Raw genomic sequence first — 25,431 nt, forward strand, 5'->3', positions numbered from 1 at the left:
CGCCGTGCTTCAAAACCGCATCGTGACCGATCCGAGCACCGAGCGGGGAGCTCCCGGGTAGATCCAGAGCGCGCTGTAGCTGCTCTGCGCGTAGGTCTGGTCGAACAGATTGTCGACTTCGATGCGCGCGGTAATCCGGTCGGTGAGCGGGTAGGCCGCACTCGCCTTTGCCTTGAGATAGCCGTCGAGCCGCAGGTCGCCGCCGTCGAGCGCGGCCGCGCGCGGGCCGACATAGGTGCCGCCAGCGCTGAGATCGAGGTCGCGGCCCGCCACTGGCAGTGTCGCGAACAGCTGCAGCGTGCCCGAATGGCGCGGCACGTTGAGCACGTCGGCGCTGGCGAAGGCGGGGTCGCGCGCCTCGGCATCGGTATAGGCATAGTTGCCGATCAGCCGTACGCCGGGCGCCAGGTCGATCTCGCCGTCCAGCTCAATGCCGCGCGAACGGATGCGGCCGACGGTGGCGAGGAAGTTCACGTCGACCGGATCGGTGGCCAGGATGTTGCGCTTCGACACGCTGAACCAGCTCAGGCCCGCGCGGAAGGCGGGCAGCACCAGCTTGGCGCCCACTTCATATCCCTTGCCCGTTTCGGGCGCGAAGGCGTTGCCCTCGCGGCCGACGCTGGAATTGGGGCGGAAACCTTCACCCCAATTGGCGTGGAAGGCGAAGCGGGGATCGGGGCGGTAGCGGATGCCGGCGCGGAATTCGACGGGATCCCGCTTCAACCGGCTGAGCTGGCCGGTGCGCAGATTGTCGATGCGCTGATCGAGATGCTCGTAGCGGATGCCGCCGACGACGCTCAGCGTGTCCGTCGCCTCCCACATGTCCTGTGCGTAGAGCGCCACCGCCCGCCGCCGCTCGTTGGTGACGGTGAAGGGAACCAGCGGGCCGGCAGTGCCGCCGTAGACCGGATCGAACACGTTGATCGGGTAAGGATCGGCAGCGGTGGGGCGGAACCGCTCCTGATAGGTGTCGAAGTCGAGGTCGTAGAAGGTCGCGCCGACACTCGGCCGATGGGTGCCGAACGCCTCGACGGTGCCGCGCACCTCCACGCGCGCCGACCAGTCGGTGAGATTCCAGTCGCGAAGGCGCCGCTGGCGACGCACCGTTCCGTCCGGGAGCAACGTCGAGGCCTCGCTCGAATAGCCGTAGATGCTCGCGTTGCGATAGGCGCCACCGCCGACCAGCGACCAGCCGCCTCCCAGTGCCTGCTCGAGCGTCAGTTCATGTCGCCAGTTGGTGGAGGCGACGCGCCCGTCGCCGGGTTCGCCCACGAAGCGATCGCGCGGCACCGCCTCTGCATCGTCGCCGATCGCCGGGATGCCGCGGTCGAACGGCGAGCGGAACTCGATATACTCGCCCTGGTAGGTGAGGGTCGTGCCCTCGGCCGGACGCCAGCTCACGGACGGTGCGAACAGCCGGCGGCGCAGGTCGACATAGTCGCGAAAGCCGTCGCTGTTCTCGATCGCGCCGACCAGCCGGATCGCGAGGCTGGGGTCGAGCAGCGATTCGACGTCGCCCTCCAGCCGATAGGTGTCGAACGATCCGGCGCTGGCGGTGAAGCTGCCGCCGGTGCGGAACTGCGGTTTCTTGGTCACGACGTTGACCACGCCGGCGGGGTCGACGGAGCCGAACACCGCGCCGACCGGCCCCTTCAGCACCTCGATGCGCTCGACGTTGGCGGGATCGCGCGGCGGGCCGAAGCCGCGGTTGGCGAGGAAGCCGTCGACGAAATATTCCGCGCCGGTGTCCGGCGTGCCGAGGAAGCCGCGGATCGCGTAATTGTCACGCAGGCCGCCCAGGTTGTTCTGCTGCGAGATGCCGCTGACGAGTTCGAGGGCGTCGGCCAGCCGGCGCACGCCATAGTCGTCCAGGATCGCGCGATCGAGTGCGATGCTCGCCTGCGACATGCGCTCCGTCACCACATCGGAGCCGTTGACCCGATCGATCCGGCGGCGGCCGAGCACGACGATGTCGTCGACGCTGCTGTGTTCGTGCTCGCGCGCTTCCGCCGGTTCCTCGGCGGGCAGCTCCTGTGCGGCGGCCGGCATAAAGGTGGCGGAAAGCGCCATTGCCGATGCCGAGCCGCAGAAGGCGCCCAACCGCTTCACCGTCCGAAAGATGCGCATGCTATCCCCAATGTTGCTGATGCCGCCCGCCGCAGCGGGTTGCGTAATGTTACACCGTCTCATAGAGGCGGGATGCTGCAACGCAAGATCGAAAAGGCGAGGCCGAGAGTTGACCGACACGACCCCTGCATCCGACATGGCGATCACGCTTCGTGGCGTGCGCCACAGCTATGGCGACCGGCTGGTGCTGCGTGACCTGGACCTCATGGTCGCGCGCGGCGAGATCTACGCGCTGCTGGGCGGCAATGGTGCGGGCAAGTCGACCACGCTCAATGCGCTCTTGGGCTTTCTCGCGCCCTCGGCGGGGACGGTGCGGATCTGCGGCGTCGATCCGGTGGCGCAGCCGGCCGAGGCACGCGCGTTGCTCGCCTATGTGCCCGAGAGCGTCGCGCTCTACGAGCATCTGACCGCGCGCGAGAACGTCGACTATTTCCTTGCCCTGGCCGATGCGGAGCGGGGTCGCGAGGCGGTGATCGATCCGGCGCTGGACGCCGTCGGGCTGCCGCGCCACGCTTGGGACAAGCGCGTCGTTGGCTTTTCGAAAGGCATGCGGCAAAAGGTCGCGATCGCGCTGGCGCTCGCGCGTCATGTGCCGGTGCTGCTGCTCGACGAGCCGACCTCGGGGCTCGACCCGCAGGCGACGCTGGAGTTCAACCGGCTGCTCGCCACCGCGCGGGCGCGGGACGTCGCGATCCTGATGGTGACGCACGATCTGCTGAGCGCGGTCGATATCGCCGACCGTATCGGCTTCCTGAGCGACGGCCGGATCGAGGAGGAGCGGGTCGCCGCCGCCGGTGAGACCCGCTTCGATCTGAACGCGCTGCACGCCCGCTACGCGCATCCGCAGGTGCCGGCATGAGCGCGACGCTGCGGATCGCGCGCGAGGAGTGGCGCGCGCTGCTGCGCAACCGCGCCGGCGTGATCGCGACCGCGCTGCTGGTCGCCCTCGTGCTGGTGGCGAGCGTCGTCAGCCTGGAGCGTCGCGCGCGGATGGAGGCCGATCGCACGCGCTACCAGGCGAGCGCCGATGCGGAGTTCGACCGCCAGCCCGATCGCCATCCGCACCGAATGGTCCATTACGGCCAGTTCGTGTTCCGGCCGATCGCCCCGCTCGCCTTCTTCGACGCGGGCGTCGACAGCTACACGGGCAACACGCTCTTCCTGGAGGGGCATCGCCAGAACAGCGCCAATTTCGCGGAGGCGCGCCAGTCGTCGCTGCTGCTGCGCTTCGGACAGCTCACCCCGGCGTTCGTGCTCCAGACGCTGGCACCGCTGCTGCTGATCTTTCTCGCCTTCACCAGCGTCGCGCGCGAGCGCGAGCGCGGCACGCTGCGGCTGCTGCTGGCGCAGGGAATCGGCGGGCGCACCTTGCTGGCGGGCAAGCTGCTCGGCCATGCCGCGGTGGCGCTGGCGGTGGGGGCGCCGGCGTTTGCGGTGCTGATCGGCTTTGCGCTCACCGGCTCGGCAGGCTGGGGCGCGACGCTGCTGCTGGTGCTGGGCTATGCCGGCTGGCTGCTGCTGTGGGCGCTACTCGCGGTGGTGGTCTCCGCGCTGGCGTCGCGCTCGCGCGATGCGCTGGCGGTGCTGATCGGGCTTTGGATGGTGGGCGTGATCCTGCTGCCGCGGGCCTTGCCCGAGGTGGCGGCGAGCCGCGCCACGCTGCCGACGCGGATCGAGACCGAGGTGGCCCTGCACCGCGACCTCGCCGAGATCGGCGACAGCCACGATCCCGACGATCCCTATTTCGCCGAGTTCAAGGCGCGCACGCTCGCACGCTATGGCGTGTCGCGGGTCGAGGACCTGCCGGTGCAATATGCCGGGCTGGTGGGGATGGAGGGCGAGCGGCTGAGCACCGCCCTCTACGCGCGTGCCGCCGCCGACACCGCCGCGCGAGAGACGACGCAGAACCGCTTCGTTCACGCCTTTGCCGCCGTCAGTCCGCTGATCGCGATCCGGCAACTGTCCATGGCGCTGACGGCCAGCGACCTCGCCGCGCATCTCGATTTCCTCGAGCAGGCGGAGGGCTTTCGCTATCGCTTCGTTCAGACGCTCAACCGGATGCAGGCGGAGCTGATCCCGCACATCGGCGGCGAAGACCCGCGCGTCTCGGCCGAGAACTGGAAGCGCGTGCCGCGCTTCGCCTACCGGCCCTATGAACCGCTCACCGCCGAGCGTGGCACCATCGGCTGGAGCCTGGCGGTGCTGTTCGGCTGGCTGGCAGGGCTGGGGCTGCTCGCCGCCTTCGCCGCGCGCCGCATCGGGGGGATCGCACGATGAGCCGCCTGCACGCGGAACTCCGCCTGATCCTGCGCTCGCGACTGGGCGTGGTCTCGCTGACGCTGCTGGCGCTGCTCGCCGCGCTCGCTGTCTGCTCCGGCATCGCGCAGGTCGCACGGCAGCAAGCGACGATCGCCCGCGTCGCTGCCGAGCAACAGCGCGACTTCGCCGCGGTCGCTGCCACCCACGGCAAGCCCGATGGGGACGCGGGCTACGCCGCCTATTACAGCTTCCTGCTCACCCACGACGCGCCGCCGCCGCTGGCCTTCGCCGCGATCGGCCAGCGCGATATCCAGCCGTTCGTGCTGCGAGTCCGGTCGCTCGGGCTGCAGCAGCAGCTCTATGATGCGGAGGCGGTGAATGCGGAGTTGGCGCTGCCGGGCGTGTTGGATTGGGCGTTCGTGCTGGTCTATCTCGCGCCGCTGATCGTCATCGCGCTGACTCACGACCTCGTCACAGGCGAGCGGGAGGGCGGGCGGTTGCGACTGCTGCTGTCGATGCCCGGCCGTGGGCTGTGGCGGCGACGCGTGGGCCTGCGCTACGCCTTGGTGCTCGCCGCGGTGGCCTTGCCGTTTGTCGTCGGCGCGGCACTCACCGCAGCACCGGTCGGGCCTGCGGCGGCGATGCTGCTAGTCGCGGCGCTCTACCTCGCCTTCTGGTTCGGCGTCGCGCTGCTGGTCGGCAGCCTGGTGCGCGCCTCCGCCACGGCGGCGGCGTCGCTGATCGGCTGCTGGATCCTGCTGACCCTGGTGCTCCCCACGCTCGCCAATGCGGTGATCGCGCGGGCGATCCCGACCGCCAAGGGCATCGACCTGACGCTGGCGCAGCGCGAGATCGTTCATCACGGCTGGGACGCGCCCAAGGCAGAGACGTTCGAGCGCTTCTTCGTCCACCATCCCGAATGGCGCGGCCGCGAAGGGTTCGAAGGCCGCTTCCACTGGAAATGGTACTTCGCCATGCACCAGGTCGGCGACGAAGCGGTGGCCGGGGACGTTGCCGCCTACCGCGCGAGCCTGATCGCGCGCGAGCGCTGGAGCGAGCGCGCCGGCTACCTCCTGCCGGGGGTGGCTGCCCAGGAAGCACTGCACCGGATCGCCGACACCGACCAGTTCGGCCAGTTCGCGTACCAGGACAGCATCGCCGCCTTTCACCGGGAGCTGCGGCAGTTCTTCTATCCCTACCTGTTCGCCGACCGGCCGTTCACCCGCGCCGATTTCGACTGGATGCCGGCCTATGTGCCGCGTGCCCCCTCGGGCTCGATCCCGATCGCACCGCTGCTGGCGCTGCTCGCCGCGGCCGGGTTGCTGCTCGGCATCGGCGGCCGCCGGATTGCACAGATCAGCGGCGCCAGCCGCGCCTGAAAGGACCTTTCGTGACACTTCGTATCGCCGCCGGCCTGCTGGCCATCCTTGCCGCACCTTCCGTCCTGGCCCAGGAGCGCGCGCCCTTGCCACCGGCGCTCGCCTGGTCGGGCGCGAGCGAGCAATGGATCGCCAAGCCGGGGGACCCGTGGATCACCCCGGCCGAGCGTTCCGGCTTCGCCGAGACGCCGAGCTATGCCGAAACCCGCTCCTGGCTGGACCGGCTGGTCGCCGCCTCGCCGCTGCTGACGCTGGAAAGCTTCGGCACCACCCCCGAAGGGCGCGACCTCTACTACGTGCGGGCCAGCAAGGGGGGCGCGGACAAGCCGGTGGTGCTGATCCAGGCCGGGATCCACTCGGGCGAGATCGACGGCAAGGACGCCGGGCTGATGCTGCTGCGGGACATCGGCCTGCGCGGCAAGGCGGGTCTGCTCGACGCGGTCGACCTGGTGTTCGTGCCGATCTACAACGCCGACGGGCACGAGCAGACCAGCCCCTATACTCGCCCCAACCAGCGCGGGCCGAACAATCCCGGGCTCCGATCGACCGCGCAGAACATCAACCTGAACCGCGACTATGCCAAGGCCGATGCACCGGAAACGCAGGCGATGCTGCGGTTGTTGAACCGGCTCGACCCGGTCCTCTACATCGACATGCACGTGTCGGACGGGTTCGATCACGGCTATGACGTCACCTACACCTTCGCGGGCTGGGGACGGCACGTCCAGTCGCAGGCGATCACCCGCTGGCTGAACGGATCCTTCACGCAAGGCGTCGATGCGTTCGTGAAGCGTATGGGGCACAAGCCGCATTTCTATCCCAGCGCGATCGACGAGCGGGACCTGAGCAAGGGCCTGCGCGTCGCCGCAGAGGGACCGCGCTACTCGACCGGCTACGGCGACTTCGCCCGCATCCCGACGGTGCTGGTCGAGATGCACTGCCTCAAGCCCTATCGCCAGCGCGTGCTCGGCGCCTATGCGCTGATGGAGGGGGCGCTGCGTCATGCGGGCCGCGACGCCGCTGCGCTACGCGCCGCGATCGATGCCGACCGCGCCGCTCGCCCGAAGACGCTCGCGGTGCGCTGGGAGCGCGACGAGACTCCCCAGGCATGGGTGAAGTTCACCGGCATGGCGCTGGAACGCTATCGCTCGCCCGCCTCGGGCGAGGAGGAGGTACGCTATGTCGCACGCACCCAGCCGCTCACGCTTCCGATCATCGGCCAGAAGCCGGTGGTGAGCGTCACCCTGCCGCAGGCGTGGTGGGTGCCGGCAAGCGCCAGCGCGGTGATCGCCCGGCTCGACCTCCACGGCATCCGCTACGACCGCATCGACGCACCGCGGACGCTCGATCTCGACATGGTGCGACTGGGCGAGCCGAAGCTGGGTCCCGCGAGCGAACAGCGGGTGATGGTCGCCGGCAGCTTCACGCACGAGCGGCGGCGCGAAACGCTGGCCGCCGGATCGGTCCGCGTGCCCTATGACCAGCCCAAGGGGCTGCTCGCGGCCGCGCTGCTGGAGGCGGAGGCGCCGGACTCGTTCCCCGCCTGGGGGTTCTTCCCCGGCATGCTCCAGAAATCGGGCGGCATGGAGCGCTATGCCAGTGCACCGATGGCGGAGGCGATGCTGGCGCGCGACCCCGCATTGCGCAGTGCGTTCGACGCCCGGCTGGCGGCCGATCCGGACTTCGCCGCGGACGGCGCCGCCCGGCTCGCCTGGTTCATCGAGCGGTCGCCCTACCGCGACGACCGCTACCTCCTCTATCCGATCGGACGAGAGCTCCGCCCACTGCGCTAACCACAAGACAGGGGGGCGGGCGATGCACGGCGAGCCTTGGGCTCGCCGTGCATCGCGTCAGAAGCCCGTCAGGCTTCCTGGATCGCCGACAGGCGCCACTGGCCTTCGGCCCCGCGCTTGAAGGTCCACAGCTCGACCGCCTGGCTCGGCCGCTCCGGGTCCCCCTCCACCACGGCGCCGCTGCTCCGGTCGAGCATCACGTCGATGCTCTCATACCGCATCGCAATGGTGGCGTAGTCGGCGTCCTCCTCGCGCCAGGCCTCCGACACCTCCGCGTCGATCAATGCGGTCCCGAAGACGCTGTTGCGCCGACCGGCGGTGGCGTTCTGGCTGAGTTCCTCGGCGAAATAGGACATCACCTCCGGCGTGGTCCGCGCGCGCAGGCCCGCGAAATCCTCCTTGGAGAAGGCGTCCTGCACCTCGATCAGCAGCCGCTCGAAGTCGTGCCGGTCCGCGTCGACGATGTCGATGTCCGCGCTGCGCGGCGCCACGGCGGCGCTGCGAAAGCCCTGGGAGAAGGGCTGCTGCGGCGCCGGCTGCGGCTGGAAGCCGGCAAACGGGGACGCCATCGCGCCGCCATGCGCCCCGGCGAGCGCGGGCTTGCGACGGAACATGCGGAACAGGAACCAGACGAGGCCGCCGATCAGGGCGACCTGGAGCAGCGCCATGAGCATCCCTGCGCCGGCAAGCGAACCCAGGCCGCCGCCGAGCAGCGCCCCGATCAGTCCGCCCGCGATGAGGCCGCCAAGCAGGCCCCTTCCCATGCCGCCCCGCCTGGCAGGAGCGGCCCTGCCGGCCTGCGCCGCCGGGCTTGAAGCAGCCGGCTTCTCCGTCATCGAGCGCTGCACCGGAGCCGTGGACTTGGGGGCCACCGTGGTGGTGGCCGGTGCGTCATAGGTGCGGGCGCCGCGGCTGCCGAAGCTTCCTCTCCGGCGCGCGTCCGCATCATCGGGAACGACGAGCATCGCTGCCACGGCGAGACCGGCCGCGATGGCGCCCAGGTTGCCGATCTTGAAGGACTTCATTGCTTTTCCTCGCATTGGGATTGGGTCGATTGTGCGATGGGGACTGCTGGCTCAAGCCGCGCCATTCGTGGCTGGCGACGCGCCGCTGCGCCGGCTGCCCGTCGAAGCGGCACGCGGCGTAAGGGGCAGGTCGTTCCGGTCAGCGGCAGTCATCGCGAACTCCATGTTCGGGACTGGCCGGAGAATTGTGGAATCAGCCAGGCCCCTCATGCTCTGCGGTCCGACATCACACCACGTCGTGGGGTGTCAGAGGGGCCCGGCCCGCTCCCGCAAGCTAGGCGAGGGTGGCCGGCGCTTCAAGTGCGTCCAGCTCCAAACGGCGCCTGCGGCGACCGGAAACGGATGGCGAGCGATCCAGGAACGGCTAGGGTGATGGGCAAACAAGCAGAGAGGACTGCCATGAGCGGATCATCGAACCCCGAAACCGAAGCCGAGATCACCGGGGCCACGACCCGCCGCCGGCCACGGCCGGAGATATTGGAGGTGGGCGGCCGCCGCCTTTCCCCTTCCACGCTGATGATGGGTCACGCCTATGATCCGGCGCTGTCCGAAGGCTCGCTGAAGCCGCCGATCTTCCTGACCTCGACCTTCGTGTTCGAGAATGCCGCGGCCGGCAAGCGCCACTTCGAAGGGGTGACCGGCAAGCGGCCGGGCGGGGTCGACGGCCTCGTCTACTCGCGCTTCAACGGGCCGAACCAGGAGATCCTCGAGGATCGGCTGGGCATCTGGGAAGATGCGGAGGACGCGCTGGTCTTTTCCTCCGGCATGTCGGCGATCGCGACGCTGATGCTGGCGCTGGTGAAGCCGGGTGACGTGATCGTGCATTCCGCCCCGCTCTATGCCGCGACCGAAACCCTGATCGGCCGCATCCTCGGCCGCTTCGGCGTGACCTTCCTCGATTTCCCGGCGGGCGCCACCGAGGAAGAGATCGCCACCGTGATCGGGCGGGCAAAGGCGCAGGGCAACGTCTCGCTGATCTATCTCGAGAGTCCGGCCAATCCCACCAACGCGCTGGTCGACATTGAGGCGGTCTCCCGCGTGCGCGACCGGCTGCTGGGCGATACCGTGCCGCCGATCGCGATCGACAACACCTTCCTCGGCCCGCTTTGGCAGCAGCCGCTGCGGCATGGCGCGGACCTGGTGGTCTACAGCCTGACCAAATATGCGGGCGGCCATTCGGACCTGGTCGCGGGCGGCATTTCGGGCGCCAAGAAGTGGATCGATCCGGTTCGCATGATGCGCAACACCATCGGCACGATCTGCGATCCGAACACTGCCTGGATGCTGCTGCGCAGCCTGGAGACGCTGGAATTGCGGATGAGCCGCGCCGGCGAGAATGCGGCCAAGGTCTGCGCCTTTCTGCGCGATCATGCCAAGGTGGAAAGCGTCGGCTACCTTGGGTTCCTGAAGGAAGGGAGCCGTCAGGCGGACATCTACCAGCGCCATTGCAGCGGTGCCGGATCGACCTTCTCGCTGTACCTGAAGGGCGGCGAGCGCGAGAGCTTTGCCTTCCTCGACAACCTCAAGATCGCGAAGCTCGCGGTGAGCCTGGGCGGTACGGAGACGCTCGCTTCCTGTCCGGCGGCGATGACGCATCTGTCGGTTCCGGACCAGCGCAAGCAGGACCTGGGCATCACGGACAACCTCGTGCGCATCTCCATCGGCGTCGAGAATGCCGAGGACCTCATCGCCGACTTCGACCAGGCACTGAACGCGGTGTGATGGACACGCGTCCCGCCCCATGCACGTGGGGCGGGACGAGTGGACTAACGCGCTTCCTCCAGCGCCGCCGATCCGGCGTCGTTGGAGGGTCCGGCGGCCAGCCCGCGTGCTACTTCCGCCGCAACGAACGCGGGTTCAGGCGCTGCGCCCAAGCGCCGCATCTTCCCGCGGCTCGGTGCGCGGAAGCAGGGACAGCTGTGAAAGAAGGAACGGCAGATCGCCGGTGATCAGCGTATCGTGCGGAAGCGCGAAGGCGTCCTGCAGCAGAGTGCCCAGCACCGGCGCCCCTTTCCCGGCGGCGGGAGCCTTGGGCGCGTGGGACGGTTCGGTCTCGTGCATCATTCTCTCCTGAGCGGACGCTAGTCCGAAAGCGCGTGGCCGCAACGCCTTATGTTGCGCGACGCTTCCGGTCGGCGCTCGTACGCCTCGCTTGGGCTTTCCGTCACCGTCAGCGCCGGTATCCCGGCGTTTCGGGCAGGGTCTTCGCCGCCCGGGGGTGGCACCAACGCCCTTCAGGTACGTTCAGTGGCTTCCCGTTCCGTTGCGTTCCACTACACGCCAGAGAGGGCGCCCGGTTGATGACGAAGGGTGGAGCGGTGCTGCGGCGCCGTCGGAGAAGAAGGTGGGCGATCAAGGGCTGATGACTGGCACGAACGAAGAACTGCAGAGCCGTCTGGAAGCGCTGGAAGCCGAAGCCACGCACCTGCGAGCACAGCTCGGCCGCGCGCGTACGATCCTCGACAGCAGCGCCGACTTCGCCGTGGTCGCAGGGCGGGAGAAAGCGGACGTCGCCGCAGCACTGGAGGCTAGCGAACTCCAGTTCCGCACCTTTGCCCAGGCCATGCCCAACCAGATCTGGGCGGCGCGGCCGGACGGCGCGATCTATTGGTTCAACGATCAGGTCTACGCTTACTCGGGCTGGTCCGCGGACGAACTCCTCGGCGCGGACGGCTGGCAGCGCTTCGTCCACCCGGAGGATGTTCCTCCGACCGTCGAAGCCTGGCGCCAGGCGCGCGAGCGCGGTGACGTGTACGAGCATGAATATCGCCTGCGAAATCGCGAGGGGGAGTACCGCTGGTTCCTGACCCGCGGCGAGCCGGTCCGCGACGAAGAGGGCAACGTCACCGGCTGGGTCGGCACCAACACCGACATCGAGGATCAGAAGCAGAGCGAGGCCACCAGCGTCGCGGATCGCGACCGGCTTTGGTCGATGTCGCAGGAGCTGATGCTGGTCTGCACCTTCGAAGGGGTGATCACCGCGGTGAACCCCTCGGCAAAGCGCCTGCTGGGGTGGGATGAGGCCGAGATGGTCGGCGCGCGTCTCGCAGACTTCCTCCACCCCGACGATCTCGTCGCGACCGCCGCAGAGGTCGAGAAGCTCGGCGACGGCGTCACCACGCTGGCGTTCGAGAACCGCTATCGCACCAAGTCGGGCGACTATCGCCTGCTTGCCTGGACTGCGGTTCCGGAGGCCGGGCGCATCCATGCGGTCGCGCGGGACATCACCAATGAGCGCCAGCTGGCCCTGGAGCGCGAGCGCATCTGGAAGCTGTCCCCCGTGTTGAAGGTCGTGACCAACTCGGAAGGCTTTATCACCGACGTCAATCCGTCGTGGACGACGCTGCTGGGGTGGAGCCGCGAGGAATCGGTGGGCCAGCGCAGCACGGAGTTCGTGCTGGAGGAAGAGGCCAGCTGGCAGGCGCGGGTGGAAACGCTGGCATCCGGCAAGCCGCTGCGGAACTACCGCATGTCCCTGCGGACGAAGCAGGGCGAAAGCCGGCTGGTGGAATGGACCACCGTCCCGGAGAACGGCATGTTCTATGGCTTCGGCCGCGACATCACCGCAGAGGCGGCAGCGGCCGTGGCGCTGGAGGAAGCCGAGGCGGCGCTGCGCCAATCGCAGAAGATGGAGGCAGTCGGCCAGCTGACCGGCGGCATCGCGCACGACTTCAACAATCTGCTGACCGGCATCACCGGCAGCCTGGAGATCCTGGAGGTCCGGATCGCGCAGGGGCGGTTCGGCGAGGTGGAGCGCTATGTGGCTGCCGCGCGCGGCGCCGCCAAGCGTGCCGCCTCCCTGACGCACCGGCTGCTCGCCTTCTCCCGGCGCCAGACGCTCGATCCGAAGCCCACGGCCGTGAACCGGCTGATCGACGGCATGGAGGAGCTGATCCGTCGCACCGTAGGACCGGAAATCGAGGTGGAGGTGGTCGGTGCCGCCGGCCTCTGGGCAACGCTGGTCGATCCGAACCAGCTCGAGAACGCGCTGCTGAACCTGTGCATCAACGCGCGCGACGCGATGCCGGAGGGCGGGCGCCTGACGATCGAGACGTGCAACCGCTGGATCGATCGCCGTGCGGCACGGGAACGAGACCTGGAGCCGGGGCAATATGTCTCGCTGTGCGTGTCCGATACGGGTGTCGGCATGTCCCGGGAGGTGATCGACAAGGCGTTCGATCCCTTCTTTACGACAAAGCCGATCGGAGCGGGCACGGGGCTCGGCTTGTCGATGGTGTACGGCTTTGCGCGGCAGTCCGGCGGCCTCGCTCGCATCTATTCCGAAGTCGGCGAAGGCTCGATGGTCTGCCTCTACCTGCCGCGGCACCATGGCGAGGCGGAACCCGAGCCGGAGCTCGGCACGCTTGCCGATGCGGAGCAGGCCGGACAGGGCGAGACGGTGCTGGTGGTGGACGACGAACCGACCGTCCGGATGCTGGTGATCGAGGTGCTCGACGAACTCGGCTATTCGGCACTGGAGGCAGGCGACGGGGCAGCCGGGCTCAAGATCCTCCAGTCGGATGCGCGCATCGACCTGCTGGTGACCGACATCGGCCTGCCGGGCGGCATGAACGGGCGCCAGATGGTGGATGCCGCCCGCCAGAGCCGGGCTGATCTGGAGGTGCTCTTCATCACCGGCTATGCCGAAAACGCGCTGATCGGGAACGGCCAGCTGGAACCGGGCATGCATGTCATGACCAAGCCCTTTGCCATGGAATCGCTTGCCTCCCGCATCCGGGAACTCATCGCCAGGGGCGTGGAGCGGCGTCTGCAAGCCTAGCCGATGCGGGCGGGCACCGAGGGCCAGTAGCGGCGCGGGCCCGTCGTGCTCGGCGTTGGTGAGGCCTGGCGTCTCCGGAAGCGCGGAACCGGGCTGCGTCAGCGCGCGTGCAGCGCCGCCAATGCGATGCCGGCCAGGTTCTGGCTCCGCTTGACGTACCGGATGCGGGTCCGGCCCTCCGGCCTCGGCATCTGCTGGAATCGTTCGAAGTGGCGCAGGCAGGAAGGCGGGCATCGCACCAGGCCGTTCGCCTGCGCGATCACCGCTGCCGCGTCGCCCAGCAGAACGGCGTCCGTCACACCCATCGCATGGGCGCACTGCATCGCCTCGATCAGCGCGAGCCACTCGGCATCCATGCTGGTGCCGGGGCCGAGCCCGCGCTGGACGAGGCTCCGTCCGCCCACGACGACCGCCAGCTCCATGCCGATCGGCAGAGGCCGGCTGCCGCCGTCGAAGAACAGCTTCACGCGTCGCGCCACGCGCCGGACGAAAGATCGCCGAGCACCCAGTCGCCGATCCGCCAGCGGACCAGCCGCAAGGTCGGGTGGCCGACCGCCGCCGTCATCCGACGTACCTGCCGGTTGCGGCCCTCACGGATGGTGAGCTTCAGCCAGCAGTCGGGAATGCTTGCGCGAACGCGGATCGGCGGGTCCCGCGGCCAAAGCGCCGGATCCTCGATCCGCTCCACCTCCGCGGGACGGGTCGGGCCGTCGTTCAACAGCACTCCGGTCCGCAGCCGCTCGAGCGTTCCCTCCGAGGGAATCCCCTCGACCTGGACGAGATAGGTCTTCGGCAGCTTGAAGCGCGGATCGGCGATGCGCGCCTGCAACCGCCCGTCGTCGGTCAGGAGCAAGAGCCCCTCACTGTCCCGATCCAGCCGCCCGGCCGGGTAGATGCCGGGGATCTTCACGAAATCCGACAGCGTCGCACGGGTCGTCGGGCTGCCGCGGTCGGTGAACTGGCTCAGCACTCCATAGGGCTTGTTGAAGAGGACCAGCGTCATTGCGCGCCGAGGCTCTGCGCCACGGCTTCGGCGACCTTGATGCCGTCCACGGCCGCGGACAGGATTCCGCCGGCATAGCCCGCGCCCTCGCCGGCCGGGAACAGGCCCGCGGTGTTGAGGCTCTGGAAATCGTCGCCGCGCGTGAAGCGCACGGGCGAGGAGGTGCGCGTCTCGACGCCGGTCATCACCACGTCGGGATGGTCATAGCCCTGGATCTGGCGCCCGAACACCGGCAGCGCCTCGCGCATCGCCGCGATCACGAAGTCGGGGAGGCATTCGGCGAGGTCGGTGGGGTGCACGCCGGGGCGGTACGATGGAACGACCGAGCCGAGCGAGGTGGAGGGGCGGCCCGCCAGAAAGTCCCCCAGCCGCTGGGCGGGGGCCTTGTAGTTCGACCCGCCGGCGACGAAAGCGCGCTCTTCCCAATGGCGCTGGAGGGCGATGCCCGCGAGTGGGTTCCCTGGATAGTCGCGGGCAGGATCGATCGCGACGACAAAGCCGGAGTTGGCGTTGCGCTCGTTGCGCGAATATTGACTCATGCCGTTGGTGGCGACCCGGCCTTCTTCCGACGTCGCGGCGACCACCGTGCCGCCGGGGCACATGCAGAAGCTGTAGACCGTCCGCCCGTTCGAGCAGTGGTGCGAGATATGATATTCTGCCGCACCCAGGATGCGGTTGCCGGCGTCCTGCCCGAAGCGGGCGCGGTCGATCCAGGATTGCGGATGCTCGATGCGCACCCCGATCGAGAACGGCTTGGCTTCCGCATGGACGCCGGCCTCGTGCAGCATCGCAAAGGTGTCGCGGGCACTGTGCCCGATGGCCAGCACCACCCGCTCGGCCGGCAGGTATTCGCCGCCGTTCAGGTGGAGTCCGCGCAGGCGCCGTTCGCCGGAGCCATCTGTCGCCACGTCCAGTCCGTCGACCCGGGTGGAGAAGCGGTACTCACCGCCCAACGCCTCGATCGTCTCGCGGATGCTTTCCACCATCGTCACGAGGCGGAAGGTGCCGATATGCGGGTGCGCCTCCGTCAGGATCTCCGGGGGGGCACCCGCCTTCACGAACTCGGTCAGCACCTTGCGGTTGAGGTGGCGCGGGTCCTTGATGCGGCTGTAGAGCTTGCCGTCCGAGAAGGTGCCGGCTCCGCCCTCGCCATATTGCACGTTGGACTCCGGGTTGAGCACGCTGCGGCGCCACAGCCCCCAGGTGTCCTTGGTGCGTTCGCGCACCACCTTGCCGCGCTCCAGCACGATCGGGCGGAAGCCCATCTGCGCGAGGATCAGGGCGGCGAAGAGCCCGCACGGGCCGGCGCCGATGACGACGGGACGCGGGGTGTCGGCCGGCGCCGTGCCGACCGGGCGATAGCGCGTGTCCGGCGTCGGCTGCACATGCGGGTCGCGCCGGAACCGGGCGAGGACGGCGGATTCGTTCTTCAGCGAAACGTCGACCGAGTAGACGAGCTGGATGTCGGTCCGGTCGCGCGCATCATGGCCGCGCCGCGCGACCGAAAAACGGACGAGCTCGCGCGGGGTGATGCGCAGCCGCTTGGTGATCGCTGCCGACAGCGCCTCGTCGGCATGGTGGAGCGGCAGTTTCAACTCGGTGATGCGGATCATGGCCGCGCCTTACATCGAGATCCGCGCGCTTGCTAACCTTGCTCGTTCGCCGCAGCCTCGGGGGCCTCCGGCTTGAGGTTCCAGCCGCCGATCTGCGCATAAAGCGCGTCGCGCAGTTCCCGCACCCGGGCGTTGAGCGCCTTGAGTTCCTCCACCCGCTGGCCGGACGATGACAGTAACGCCTCGGCGAGGCAGCCGGTCCTGGTACGAAGCTCGCGGCCGTCCGGGGTCAGCGCGACCAGTACCTGCCGTTCGTCCTCGGGATTGCGGGTGCGCTGCACCAGGCCGGCGGCCTCCAGGCGCTTGAGGAGCGGCGTCAGCGTGCTCGATTCCAGCGCCAGTCGCTCCGCGATCCGGCCGACCGTCTGACCGTCCTCCCGCCACAGGATGTTGAGCACCAGATACTGCGGATAGGTGAGCCCGAGCTGGTCCAGCAACGGCTTGTACACGCGCTGGATCGCCATGCTCGCGGAGTAGAGGCCGTAGCAGAGCTGGTCATCCAGCGGCAGCAGCGTCTCTGCGACGTCCGTCATTCCTCACTCCTGGTGCAACCGCGCCGCGGCACACCGCACATATCGCGATAATCTTTCGATGGACAAGCCCGTGCGCGAGGAGGACGGAAGGCGCAAAAGGACGAGTCTCCCCGGAGCGCTGCTCCGGGGAGCCTTTTGGGATCAGCCGCGGAAGAAGGCGAGCAGATCGGGATTGATGACCTCCGGATGGGTCTGCGCCATGCCGTGGGGCAGGCCCTCATAGGCCTTGAACGTGGCGTTCTTCAGCAGGCCCGCCGCCTTGGGGCCATGATTGGCGAAGGGCACCACCTGGTCGTCGGTGCCGTGCATCACCAGCACCGGAACGTCGATCGCCTTCAGGTCCTCGGTGAAATCCGTTTCGGAGAATGCCTTGATGCAGTCGTACTGCGCCTTGGCGCCGCCGGCGAGGCCTTGGCGTGACCAGTTGTCGATCAGGCCCTGGCTGACCTTCGCGCCCTCCCGATTGAAGCCGTAGAAGGGTCCGGACGCGACCTCGCGGTAGAATTCGGGACGATTGGCGACGAGCGCGGCCCGGAAGCTGTCGAACAGCTCGATCGGCACGCCATCGGGATTGGTGTCGGACTTGACCATGACCGGCGGCACGGCACCGATCAGCACCGCCTTGGCGACGCGGCCCGGCTCGGCGCGGGCAACATAGTGCGCCACTTCGCCGCCACCGGTGGAGTGGCCGACGTGGATCGCGTCCTTCAGATCCAGCGCGTTGACCAGTTCCGCCACGTCGGCGGCATAGGTGTCCATTTCGTTTCCAGTATCCGTCTGCGTCGAACGACCATGGCCGCGGCGGTCGTGGGCGATCACACGATAGCCCTCGCCCAGGAAGAACAGCATCTGGTTGTCCCAATCGTCCGCCGACAGCGGCCAGCCGTGATGGAACACGACGGGCTGGGCATCCTTGCTGCCCAGGTCCTTGTAGAAGATTTCCGTGCCATCCTTCGTGGTGATCGTCGCCATCGCTTGTCTCCTCGGTGAAGGCGGCAGGAGCGCCGCTGTCGAAGATGATGTACAAGGGGCAGGGTGGCGGCACGCGTGGGGGAAGTGACACAGTGCGAGGCGAAACTGACAGGATGCACATCGTCGCGGAGGTCGGGCTCGTCCTCTATCCCGACTGCCAGCTGTCCGCGATCTATGGCCTGACGGACCTGTTCCGGATCGCGAGCGACATCGCGGCGCGTTCGGGCGCCTCGAACCCTCGGGCGATCCGGGTGAGCCACTGGAGCCAGGATGGCGATGCGATCGTCTGCACCTATGACAGCGCACCCCGTTCCCAGCATGCGCTCAGCCACCTCATCACGCCCCCCAGCATCGTCCTGCCGGACCGGATGCAGCCCATGCGCAGCCTCGCCGACTGGATGGCCACGCTTCATCGGGGCGGAGCGACCCTGTGCTCGGTCTGCGCGGGGGCGTTCGTGCTGGCCGAAACCGGCCTGCTGCAAGGGCGCGAGGCGACCACCCATTGGGCGTTCGCCGAAACGCTCGCGTCGCGTTTCCCCGCCGTCCGCGTCGATGCGGATCGCATGCTGATCGACGACGGCGACATCATCACCGCGGGCGGCATCCTTGCCTGGACGGATCTTGGCCTCACGCTGGTCGAGCGCCTGCTGGGTCCCAGCGTCATGCTCGACACCGCGCGCTTCCTGCTGGTCGATCCGCCGGGTCGTGCGCAGCGCCCCTATGGCCAGTTCGTCCCGCGGCTCGATCATGGGGATGCGGCGATCCTGGCCGTGCAGCATTGGCTGCAGGCGACGGGGGCGAAGGAGCATGGCGTGCCGATGCTCGCCGCCAGGGCAAGGCTCGAGGAGCGTACGTTTCTTCGGCGCTTCAAGAACGCAACGGGCTTGCGCCCGACCGAATATGCCCAGCAGATCCGCGTGGCCAAGGCGCGGGAGGCGCTGGAACGGACGCGCAAGCCCGTGGAGCAGATCGCCTGGCAGGTCGGCTACGGCGACCCTTCGACCTTCCGCAAGCTGTTCCAGCGCGTGACGGGCCTCGCCCCGAACGAATACCGGCGGCGGTTCGGCGTCGTGGGCGGGGCGGAAGGTCCCGGTCCGGCGCAGCGGCTGGACAGCGCCCTGCTGCCTGCCTAGGCGCCGGCACCGTGGCCAAGAAACACTATCTGACCGCGACCTTGCCCGATGGCTATGTGAAGACGATCGGGCCGACCTCGATCCCGTTCACCCATTATTGGCGCATCGTCGCCGAACTCGCCAACGGCAAGACCGAGGTGTTCTGGGGCCATGCCAAGTCGCTGGCCGAGGCGAAGGGCAAGCAGGCCGCCGCCGCCGATGCGGCCGCGACCCGCGGCTGGCGCTCCTACGCGTTTGAAGTCGTGGAGCTGGTCAAGACGCGCGGCTGACCCGCCTCACGCCGCCGCCCAGCGCTCCCGCACGACGCGTTCCAGCACTGCGAGCGGCATTGCGCCGTCCAGCAGCACGGCGTGGAACTGCTTGAGGTCGAACTTCGGGTTCCTCTGCGCCTCGGCGCGCAGGCGCGTCCACACGGTGTGGCCGATCTTGTAGCTGCACGCCTGGCCCGGCCAGACGGTGTACCGGTCGATCTCGCCCTGGCTGCGGCCGCGCGCAATGCCGGTGGTCGCGATCAGATAGTCGGTCGCCTTTTCGCGGCTCCACCGCTTGGCGTGCATGCCGCTGTCCACCACCAGCCTCGTGGCGCGGAACAGCAGCGACTGGAGATAGCCGACCTGGCCGAGCGGATCGCCTCCGTACATCCCCATTTCGTCCGCCAGCTGCTCGGAATAGAGCGCCCAGCCTTCCGAATAGCCGCTGAAGAACCCCCGCCTGCGGATAAGCGGGATCTGCGTGCTCTCCAGCGCGAGGCTGACCTGGAGGTGGTGACCGGGCACCGCCTCGTGATGCGTCAGGGTGGCGAGCCCGAACTTCGGCCGGTCAAAGGTGTCGCGCAGGTTGATGTAGTAGATCGCCGGGCGCGAGCCATCGAGCGAGGCGTTCTGGTAATAGCCGCCGGGCGCACCCGCCTGGATCGTCGGGGGGACACGCCGCACTTCGACGGGCGCCTTGGGCAGGGTCGCGAACGCCTCGGGCAGGCGCGCGTGCATCGCCTGGATCTGCGTGTTCAACTGGGCGAGCAGCGCTTCTCGGCCCGGATCGGTGTTGGGGAACAGCTGGTCCGGGCGCTTGTTGAGCGCCACCAGCCGCTCGCCCACGCTGCCCTGGGTCATGCCCTGCGTCTTCAGGATCGCGTCGATGCGTCCGCCGATCTCCGCCACCTGCTCAAGGCCGAGCCGGTGGATCTCGTCGCCCGTCATCGCAACCGTGGTCGCCGCCTCGGCCGCCGCGGCATAATAGGCGTCGCCGTCGGGCAGACGCCAGCAGCCGGCGTCGTGGACCGCCTTGGCGCGCAGCTCCGTCACCAGCGCGCGCTGGCGATCGAGCGCCGGGAACACCTTCTGCTCGACGATCGCCGTCGCACGGGCGACGCGGTCTGCTGGCAATCCTGCCGCCTTCAGCTTGGCGGCGAAGCTGGCCACCATCACCGTCTGGTCGGCCGGCTTTTCCCGCGCGCTCGCCAGCTGCTTGAGCGTGGTGTCGAGGATGTAGTCGGGGGCGAAGACGCCGCGCGCGGCATCGCGGCGCTGCCGCTCGCTGCTGTCGTCGATCGCCTTGGGAAAGGCCTCCAGCCGGGCGAGATAGGCGTCTGCCTCTGCCGCGTCGCGCACCCGCGCCTGCGACTCCAGGAAGTCCGGCACGTCGCGATAGGGGCCGCTCAGCTGGCTCAGCACATAGGGAGCGAACCGGCCCAGGCTGCTGCCATAGGTGAAGCGCTCCGCACCCGCGATCGCACGGGTCAGCTGATATTCCACGATCTCGTGGTCGAGCTTGGAAGCGGGGGACAGGTCGGCAGTCTTGACCCGCTGGAGCTCGGCAAGCTCGCGCCGGGTGCGGGCGAGCGCACGCGCCTGGCCCGCGGCGGATTCGTCGTCGAGCTGCGACTTCAGGCGTGCGCGCGCGCCGGTGTCGAGGCCGAGCCGGGTCGCTTGCTCCGGGGATTCATCCAGCCGGGCGTAGAAGAAGCGGTCGAGCATTGCGCGGAAGTCCGCGTCGGCGTTCCCCGCGGCAAAGGCTGCGCGTGCCGGAACGGCACCGGCGAGTGCGACGGCAGCTCCACCCACCATAAAATCACGACGCTGCACGGCCAATTCCCCCTGTTGCCCCTGGTTTGGGGAGCAGGTGTAAGCGAGGCCCGGCCGCACGTCACCCAGGGAGTGCCGCTCAGCGACGCGGCTCCAGCCACCAGTCCTGACGCCAGCCACGCATCTCCTCGATCGGCCGGCCGTTGGGGGCGCGGGCAGGGGCATAGCGGTAGCGAGCCTCGATCAGCCGGCAGGTGGTGGCGTCCAGCTCGGCCGAGCCGCTCGAACGGGTCACGGCACAGCCGGTGGCGCGGCCGGCGGCGTCGACCGTGAAGCCCACCGTGACGCTGCCCTCCACCCGCGCCCGCCGGGCAGCGCGCGGATAATCGGAATCGCGGATCGCGCCGCGCAGCAGCCGGGCAGGACTGCCGCCACCGCTCCCCGTTCCGTTGCCGGAGGTGCCGCTGCCGGTGCCCTGGCCCACGCCGCCTGCGCCGGTCCCCGGGCCAGCGAGCGGTGCCGCGCCCGCGGCGGGATCCGGGCCGGGGCCGGCGATCGGGGCGGCGACAATCGGCGGCGGCACCAGGAGCGGCACGGGTGGTGCCACCAGTTCGACGGGGCGCGCGTGCCGGTTCGCAGGCGCCGCCGTGCCGCTTTTCCGCTCAGGCTGGGGCACCGGCTGGACGGTGGGCGAGGGTGGCGGGGCAGGTGCGGGCAGGTCGAACGTCAGCAGCCCGTCGTCGAACTTCACTTCGGGCGTGACGCCGAGCGCCGTCACCAGCGCGATGCCCAGTCCCGCGTGCAGCAGCAGGACGGCAAGCGCGGAGGCGATCCGGTGCCGCCCTTCCTGATGATAGCCCTGCCGCATGCCCTCCTAGATCGGCAGGCCAGCAAGCCTATTTCAAGTGCGTCAGCGGCCTCCGCCGAGCGGCACCCGCAAGGTCACCTTCTTCCAGCCCCAGCGGATCATCGAATCCTCTTCGTCCTCGACCGGCTCGGCAAGCTCGCGCAATCGCCAGCGGCTATCCTCCGCAGCGGTGGCGGATTCGATCCGCTGCAGGTCGAACGAGCCGGCGTCGGAGAGCTTCGCTCGCGGCGCCTGGTTCTCCCGCGCTGTCGGCGTCGCTGTCGCAGCGGTGCCGCTGATGGCCAGCACGAGGATGGCTGCGGCAAGGCTTGTCATTGCGGCGTCGAAGTCCCTTGAAGTGGTGATGGCAGCTAGAAAGCCTGACGACCCGTCGATGTTCCCCTTGTCGGGAGGAAGCGCTCCGCCCATCCTGCTGCGCGGGGGGCGAAAATCATGCGAGACATGGGACGGAAGGTGTCGGAGCTTTGCGCGGAGGCGTTGGCGCTGGCCGCGGGCGGATGGTGGATCGCGGGAGGGGCGATCCTGCTCCTGTGTGGCGCCGGTATCGCCGCGGACCTGCTTGGGCCCGCCGGGAGGCTGGCTGGTGGGGCGGTCCAGCTGGGCGTGTCCTGGGGAATCCTGCGGTCTATGGCACAGCGGCAGGGCTGGATCCCACCGGGACGCAGCGCCGGTGGCGTCCTCGGCCTCCTCGGCCTCAACATCCTGCACACCGTTGGCGTGGGGCTCGCCTGCCTTCTGCTCCTGTTGCCGGGGCTTTACCTCGCTGCCCGTTGGTCCGCGGCGAGTGCCATCCTGGTTGCCGAGCGCGCGAGTCCGACGGAGGCGCTGGGCGAGAGCTGGGCGCGCACGCGGGATCGGGCCGGTGTCATCGCCCTCGTCCTGTGCGGCGTCTTCCTGCCGCTGGTCGCCGCGGGCGTTGCGCTGGCGCTGTGGACCGATCCCGATTCCACGAGCGTCGGCGCGGTGGCTGGAACGAACATTGCCATCGCCCTATCTTATGTTTGCGCCTGGTACGTCGGGATGGCCGTCTACGCCCGGACGCGCGCGTCACAGGAAGAACTGGAACAGGTCTTCGCCTGACGCCTCCGGCAGGATAGGGGGCGCTTGACGCGGGCTACCGGCGATCCCCACTCTCGCGCGTACACGTAAGGACCCCGCACACCTCCATGCAGCTTGTCATCGTAGAATCGCCGGCCAAGGCGAAGACCATCGAGAAGTATCTCGGCAAGGACTATCGCGTCCTCGCCTCCTACGGCCATGTCCGCGACCTGCCGGCCAAGGACGGATCGGTCGATCCGGACGAGGGCTTCGCGATGGAGTGGGAGACCTATGCCGACAAGTCGCGGCAGCTGAAGGCGATCGCGGACGAGGCCAAGAAGGCCGACCGCCTGATCCTCGCCACCGACCCTGATCGCGAGGGCGAGGCGATCTCGTGGCACGTGCAGGAGGTGCTGGCCAAGAAGAAGGCGCTGCCCAAGGAGGTCGAGCGGGTCACCTTCAACGCAATCACCAAGCCGGCGATCCTGGCGGCGATGAAGGCGCCGCGCGGGCTCGATACCGACCTGATCGACGCCTATCGTGCCCGCCGCGCGCTCGACTATCTGGTCGGCTTCACCCTGTCGCCGGTGCTGTGGCGCAAGCTGCCCGGCGCCAAGTCGGCCGGCCGTGTCCAGTCGGTGGCGCTGCGCCTGATCGTGGAGCGCGAGCGCGAGATCGAAGGCTTCACCGCCCAGGAATATTGGTCGGTCGTCGCGCAGATGGAGCAGGACGGCCAGCCGTTCGAGGCGCGGCTCGTCAAGTTCGACGGCAAGAAGCTCGACCGGCTGTCGCTGGGCGACCAGGGCTCCGCGTTCGCCGCCAAGGAAGCGGTCGAGGCGGCGCGCCTGTCGGTGGTCTCGGTCGAGACCAAGCCTGCCACCCGCAATCCGCCGCCACCGTTCACCACTTCCACGCTCCAGCAGGAGGCGGCGCGCAAGCTCGGCTTCTCCGCCAGCCACACGATGCGCATCGCCCAGTCGCTCTATGAGGACGGCGCGATCACCTATATGCGTACCGACGGCGTGCAGATGGACGGCTCCGCCATCGATGCCGCCCGCGGCGCGATCGCAAACCGCTACGACGCCAGCTACGTCCCCGACAAGCCGCGCCAGTATCAGACCAAGGCCAAGAACGCGCAGGAAGCGCACGAGGCGATCCGCCCGACCGACTTCTCCAAGGATCGCGCCGGTGCGGGCGACCACGGCCGCCTCTACGACCTGATCTGGAAGCGCGCGCTCGCCAGCCAGATGGCTTCCGCGCGCTTGGAGCGCACCGCGGTGGAGCTGGAGGACGGCACCGGCCGCCTCGGTCTACGCGCCACCGGCCAAGTCGTCCTCTTCCCCGGCTATCTCGCGCTCTATGAGGAAGGCCGCGACGATGCGGGCGACGAGGATTCGCGCCGCTTGCCGCTGCTGCGCGACGGCGATGCGCCCGCCAAGAAGGGCGTGACTGCCGAGCAGCACTTCACCCAGCCGCCGCCGCGCTTCTCCGAAGCCTCGCTGGTGAAGCGGCTGGAGGAACTCGGCATCGGGCGTCCGTCGACCTATGCGTCGATCATCCAGGTGCTCAAGGACCGCGCCTATGTGCGCGTGGAGAAGAACCGCTTCTTCGCCGAAGAGAGCGGGCGCCTGCTGACCGCGTTCCTGGAACGCTTCTTCGAGAAATATGTCGGCTACGACTTCACCGCCGGGCTGGAGGAGGAACTCGACGACGTCTCGGGCGGCCGTGCCGAATGGCAGGCGGTGCTGGAGGCCTTCTGGCGCGACTTCAAGCCGCGCACCGCCGAGGTGATGGAGCAGCAGCCCTCCGCAATCACCGCAGAGCTCGACAAGTTCCTGGAAGCCTATCTCTTCCCGGCCAAGGCCGACGGCAGCGATCCGCGCCTGTGTCCGAACTGCGGCGAGGGGCGGCTGGCGCTGCGCGGCGGCAAGTTCGGTGCGTTTGTCGCCTGCTCCAACTATCCCGAGTGCAAATACACCCGCCGCTTCGGCCAGCCGGGCGGCGAGGGCGCGGAGGAGACGGGTCCGGAAGGGCTGGGCAAGGATCCGGAGACGGGCCTGGAGGTCGAGCGCAAGTCCGGCCGCTTCGGGCCGTACATCCAGCTGGGCGAGGGCAAGGAGGCCAAGCGCGCCTCGATCCCCAAGGACCTGCCGGGCGGCGAGCTGACGCTGGAATGGGCGCTGAAGCTGCTGAGCCTGCCGCGCGTCATCGGCACTCATCCGGAAACGGGCGAGCCGATCGAGGCGGCGATCGGGCGCTATGGGCCGTATCTGAAGCACGCGGGCAAGTACGCGCGGCTGCAGACCACGGCGGACGTGTTCGAGACGGGCATGAACGCCGCAGTGGTGAAGCTTGCGGAAGCCGCTGCGGGTCGTCCGGCGCGCGGCGCTGCGCGCGAGCCGCTGCGGGTGTTGGGTGCGCATCCGCGTACCGAGGCGGAGATCAAGCTGATGGAGGGCCGCTACGGGCCCTATGTCACCGACGGCACTACCAACGCCACGCTCCCGAAGACGGTCGCGCCCGAGGCGCTGACGCTGGAGGAAGCCGCGCAGCTGATCGACGCCCGCGCCGCCGCGGCGCCGGCCAAGAAGGGCCGCAAGGCACCCGCCAAGAAGGCGGCGGCGAAGAAGCCCGCGGCCGAGAAGAAGCCGGCCGCAAAGAAGGCACCGGCCAAGAAGGCGCCCGCCAAGAAGGCGGCGAAGGCCGAAGGCTGACGCTTCCTTCACCCGCCATGCTGACCTTCGTCAGGATGGCGAGCGTGGAATAGGTCTCAGCCTGAACGACACCCGTACCCTGGCGAAGGCCGGGGCCCAGTTGCGGTGCCATTGGGGGAAGACACCGCACCTCGCTAAAGTCCCCCAGCTGGACCCCGGCCTCCGCCGGG

The 25,431-nt window shown here is 68.9% G+C and carries 21 protein-coding genes; 10 read left to right on the plus strand and 11 right to left on the minus strand.

Annotated elements, in window-relative coordinates:
- Window positions 1–9 precede the first annotated feature (9 nt).
- The gene (locus tag EDF69_RS04775; RefSeq protein WP_165889973.1) at window positions 10–2,127 is read right to left on the minus strand and encodes a TonB-dependent siderophore receptor; all 2,118 of its coding nucleotides are present in this window, start codon (window positions 2,125–2,127) and stop codon (window positions 10–12) included.
- A gap of 136 nt (window positions 2,128–2,263) precedes the next feature.
- On the opposite strand from EDF69_RS04775, the gene EDF69_RS04780 reads away from it, so the two are divergent.
- Genes EDF69_RS04780 through EDF69_RS04795 form a run of 4 tightly spaced genes read left to right on the plus strand, consistent with a single transcriptional unit; the run spans window position 2,264 to window position 7,558 of the window.
- On the plus strand, window positions 2,264–2,986 hold the full coding sequence (locus tag EDF69_RS04780) for an ABC transporter ATP-binding protein (protein WP_132882488.1): 723 nt from the start codon (window positions 2,264–2,266) through the stop codon (window positions 2,984–2,986).
- Window positions 2,983–4,404, plus strand: a complete 1,422-nt coding sequence (locus EDF69_RS04785; protein WP_132882399.1) for an ABC transporter permease — start codon at window positions 2,983–2,985, stop codon at window positions 4,402–4,404. The genes EDF69_RS04780 and EDF69_RS04785 overlap by 4 nt, the downstream gene beginning before the upstream one ends.
- The gene (locus tag EDF69_RS04790; RefSeq protein ID WP_132882400.1) at window positions 4,401–5,765 is read left to right on the plus strand and encodes an ABC transporter permease; all 1,365 of its coding nucleotides are present in this window, start codon (window positions 4,401–4,403) and stop codon (window positions 5,763–5,765) included. The genes EDF69_RS04785 and EDF69_RS04790 overlap by 4 nt, the downstream gene beginning before the upstream one ends.
- Window positions 5,766–5,776: 11 nt before the next feature.
- Window positions 5,777–7,558: a M14 family metallopeptidase gene (locus tag EDF69_RS04795; RefSeq protein WP_339538005.1), complete on the plus strand. Its 1,782-nt coding sequence runs from the start codon at window positions 5,777–5,779 to the stop codon at window positions 7,556–7,558.
- Between the two features lie 68 nt (window positions 7,559–7,626).
- Here EDF69_RS04795 and EDF69_RS04800 read toward each other — a convergent pair whose 3' ends face one another.
- The gene (locus EDF69_RS04800; RefSeq protein WP_132882401.1) at window positions 7,627–8,583 is read right to left on the minus strand and encodes a TIM44-like domain-containing protein; all 957 of its coding nucleotides are present in this window, start codon (window positions 8,581–8,583) and stop codon (window positions 7,627–7,629) included.
- A 399-nt stretch (window positions 8,584–8,982) separates the two neighbouring features.
- Here EDF69_RS04800 and EDF69_RS04805 point away from each other — a divergent pair, with 399 nt between their 5' ends.
- Entirely contained in the window at window positions 8,983–10,305 is a 1,323-nt protein-coding gene (locus tag EDF69_RS04805; RefSeq protein WP_132882402.1) for a cystathionine gamma-synthase family protein, read from the plus strand.
- Window positions 10,306–10,440: 135 nt separating this feature from the next.
- Here EDF69_RS04805 and EDF69_RS04810 read toward each other — a convergent pair whose 3' ends face one another.
- Window positions 10,441–10,647 carry a hypothetical protein gene (locus tag EDF69_RS04810; protein WP_132882403.1) on the minus strand — a complete coding sequence of 69 codons (207 nt, stop codon included), beginning with the start codon at window positions 10,645–10,647 and terminating at the stop codon, window positions 10,441–10,443.
- A 298-nt stretch (window positions 10,648–10,945) separates the two neighbouring features.
- Here EDF69_RS04810 and EDF69_RS04815 point away from each other — a divergent pair, with 298 nt between their 5' ends.
- Complete coding sequence (locus EDF69_RS04815) at window positions 10,946–13,363, plus strand: PAS domain S-box protein (protein ID WP_132882404.1); 2,418 nt, start codon at window positions 10,946–10,948, stop codon at window positions 13,361–13,363.
- A 98-nt stretch (window positions 13,364–13,461) separates the two neighbouring features.
- Here the strand turns inward: EDF69_RS04815 and EDF69_RS04820 are convergent, their stop codons facing one another.
- The 5 genes from EDF69_RS04820 to EDF69_RS04840 all read right to left on the minus strand — a co-directional run bounded on the left by EDF69_RS04820 (window position 13,462) and on the right by EDF69_RS04840 (window position 17,484).
- Window positions 13,462–13,830, minus strand: coding sequence for a reverse transcriptase-like protein (locus EDF69_RS04820; RefSeq protein ID WP_339538006.1), 369 nt, complete (start codon window positions 13,828–13,830; stop codon window positions 13,462–13,464).
- Entirely contained in the window at window positions 13,827–14,366 is a 540-nt protein-coding gene (locus tag EDF69_RS04825) for a pseudouridine synthase (RefSeq protein WP_132882406.1), read from the minus strand. Before EDF69_RS04825 ends, EDF69_RS04820 begins: the two co-directional genes overlap by 4 nt.
- Window positions 14,363–15,979, minus strand: a complete 1,617-nt coding sequence (locus EDF69_RS04830; protein ID WP_132882407.1) for an NAD(P)/FAD-dependent oxidoreductase — start codon at window positions 15,977–15,979, stop codon at window positions 14,363–14,365. Before EDF69_RS04830 ends, EDF69_RS04825 begins: the two co-directional genes overlap by 4 nt.
- Window positions 15,980–16,011: 32 nt before the next feature.
- Window positions 16,012–16,512 (minus strand): MarR family winged helix-turn-helix transcriptional regulator, encoded by a 501-nt coding sequence (locus tag EDF69_RS04835; RefSeq protein WP_132882408.1) that lies wholly within the window; start codon window positions 16,510–16,512, stop codon window positions 16,012–16,014.
- 141 nt (window positions 16,513–16,653) lie between these two features.
- Window positions 16,654–17,484: an alpha/beta fold hydrolase gene (locus EDF69_RS04840; RefSeq protein WP_132882409.1), complete on the minus strand. Its 831-nt coding sequence runs from the start codon at window positions 17,482–17,484 to the stop codon at window positions 16,654–16,656.
- Window positions 17,485–17,597: 113 nt separating this feature from the next.
- Here EDF69_RS04840 and EDF69_RS04845 point away from each other — a divergent pair, with 113 nt between their 5' ends.
- Window positions 17,598–18,617 (plus strand): GlxA family transcriptional regulator, encoded by a 1,020-nt coding sequence (locus EDF69_RS04845; RefSeq protein ID WP_132882410.1) that lies wholly within the window; start codon window positions 17,598–17,600, stop codon window positions 18,615–18,617.
- Between the two features lie 11 nt (window positions 18,618–18,628).
- On the plus strand, window positions 18,629–18,886 hold the full coding sequence (locus tag EDF69_RS04850; protein WP_125959179.1) for a hypothetical protein: 258 nt from the start codon (window positions 18,629–18,631) through the stop codon (window positions 18,884–18,886).
- Between the two features lie 6 nt (window positions 18,887–18,892).
- Here the strand turns inward: EDF69_RS04850 and EDF69_RS04855 are convergent, their stop codons facing one another.
- The 3 genes from EDF69_RS04855 to EDF69_RS04865 all read right to left on the minus strand — a co-directional run bounded on the left by EDF69_RS04855 (window position 18,893) and on the right by EDF69_RS04865 (window position 21,824).
- Window positions 18,893–20,701 (minus strand): DUF885 domain-containing protein, encoded by a 1,809-nt coding sequence (locus EDF69_RS04855; RefSeq protein WP_425336588.1) that lies wholly within the window; start codon window positions 20,699–20,701, stop codon window positions 18,893–18,895.
- A gap of 79 nt (window positions 20,702–20,780) precedes the next feature.
- The gene (locus EDF69_RS04860) at window positions 20,781–21,509 is read right to left on the minus strand and encodes an energy transducer TonB (protein ID WP_132882411.1); all 729 of its coding nucleotides are present in this window, start codon (window positions 21,507–21,509) and stop codon (window positions 20,781–20,783) included.
- A gap of 42 nt (window positions 21,510–21,551) precedes the next feature.
- Complete coding sequence (locus EDF69_RS04865) at window positions 21,552–21,824, minus strand: hypothetical protein (protein ID WP_125959177.1); 273 nt, start codon at window positions 21,822–21,824, stop codon at window positions 21,552–21,554.
- Between the two features lie 126 nt (window positions 21,825–21,950).
- Between EDF69_RS04865 and EDF69_RS04870 the strand changes: the two genes are divergently transcribed.
- Together EDF69_RS04870 and topA are read left to right on the plus strand one after the other, a co-directional pair.
- Complete coding sequence (locus EDF69_RS04870) at window positions 21,951–22,589, plus strand: hypothetical protein (RefSeq protein ID WP_165889975.1); 639 nt, start codon at window positions 21,951–21,953, stop codon at window positions 22,587–22,589.
- 86 nt (window positions 22,590–22,675) lie between these two features.
- Window positions 22,676–25,261 (plus strand): type I DNA topoisomerase, encoded by a 2,586-nt coding sequence (gene topA / locus EDF69_RS04875; protein ID WP_132882413.1) that lies wholly within the window; start codon window positions 22,676–22,678, stop codon window positions 25,259–25,261.
- The last annotated feature ends 170 nt before the right edge of the window (window positions 25,262–25,431 follow it).

It is taken from the genome of Sphingomonas sp. JUb134, from assembly GCF_004341505.2.
Taxonomy (GTDB): Bacteria; Pseudomonadota; Alphaproteobacteria; order Sphingomonadales; family Sphingomonadaceae; genus Sphingomonas.

Bases quoted from the DNA above. Each gene is read 5' to 3' on its own strand.
- EDF69_RS04775 (WP_165889973.1), bottom strand. From the start codon at position 2,127: ATGCGCATCTTTCGGACGGTGAAGCGGTTGGGCGCCTTCTGCGGCTCG.
- EDF69_RS04780 (WP_132882488.1), top strand. From the start codon at position 2,264: ATGGCGATCACGCTTCGTGGCGTGCGCCACAGCTATGGCGACCGGCTG.
- EDF69_RS04785 (WP_132882399.1), top strand. From the start codon at position 2,983: ATGAGCGCGACGCTGCGGATCGCGCGCGAGGAGTGGCGCGCGCTGCTG.
- EDF69_RS04790 (WP_132882400.1), top strand. From the start codon at position 4,401: ATGAGCCGCCTGCACGCGGAACTCCGCCTGATCCTGCGCTCGCGACTG.
- EDF69_RS04800 (WP_132882401.1), bottom strand. From the start codon at position 8,583: ATGAAGTCCTTCAAGATCGGCAACCTGGGCGCCATCGCGGCCGGTCTC.
- EDF69_RS04805 (WP_132882402.1), top strand. From the start codon at position 8,983: ATGAGCGGATCATCGAACCCCGAAACCGAAGCCGAGATCACCGGGGCC.
- EDF69_RS04810 (WP_132882403.1), bottom strand. From the start codon at position 10,647: ATGATGCACGAGACCGAACCGTCCCACGCGCCCAAGGCTCCCGCCGCC.
- EDF69_RS04815 (WP_132882404.1), top strand. From the start codon at position 10,946: ATGACTGGCACGAACGAAGAACTGCAGAGCCGTCTGGAAGCGCTGGAA.
- EDF69_RS04825 (WP_132882406.1), bottom strand. From the start codon at position 14,366: ATGACGCTGGTCCTCTTCAACAAGCCCTATGGAGTGCTGAGCCAGTTC.
- EDF69_RS04830 (WP_132882407.1), bottom strand. From the start codon at position 15,979: ATGATCCGCATCACCGAGTTGAAACTGCCGCTCCACCATGCCGACGAG.
- EDF69_RS04835 (WP_132882408.1), bottom strand. From the start codon at position 16,512: ATGACGGACGTCGCAGAGACGCTGCTGCCGCTGGATGACCAGCTCTGC.
- EDF69_RS04840 (WP_132882409.1), bottom strand. From the start codon at position 17,484: ATGGCGACGATCACCACGAAGGATGGCACGGAAATCTTCTACAAGGAC.
- EDF69_RS04845 (WP_132882410.1), top strand. From the start codon at position 17,598: ATGCACATCGTCGCGGAGGTCGGGCTCGTCCTCTATCCCGACTGCCAG.
- EDF69_RS04860 (WP_132882411.1), bottom strand. From the start codon at position 21,509: ATGCGGCAGGGCTATCATCAGGAAGGGCGGCACCGGATCGCCTCCGCG.
- EDF69_RS04865 (WP_125959177.1), bottom strand. From the start codon at position 21,824: ATGACAAGCCTTGCCGCAGCCATCCTCGTGCTGGCCATCAGCGGCACC.
- EDF69_RS04870 (WP_165889975.1), top strand. From the start codon at position 21,951: ATGGGACGGAAGGTGTCGGAGCTTTGCGCGGAGGCGTTGGCGCTGGCC.
- topA (WP_132882413.1), top strand. From the start codon at position 22,676: ATGCAGCTTGTCATCGTAGAATCGCCGGCCAAGGCGAAGACCATCGAG.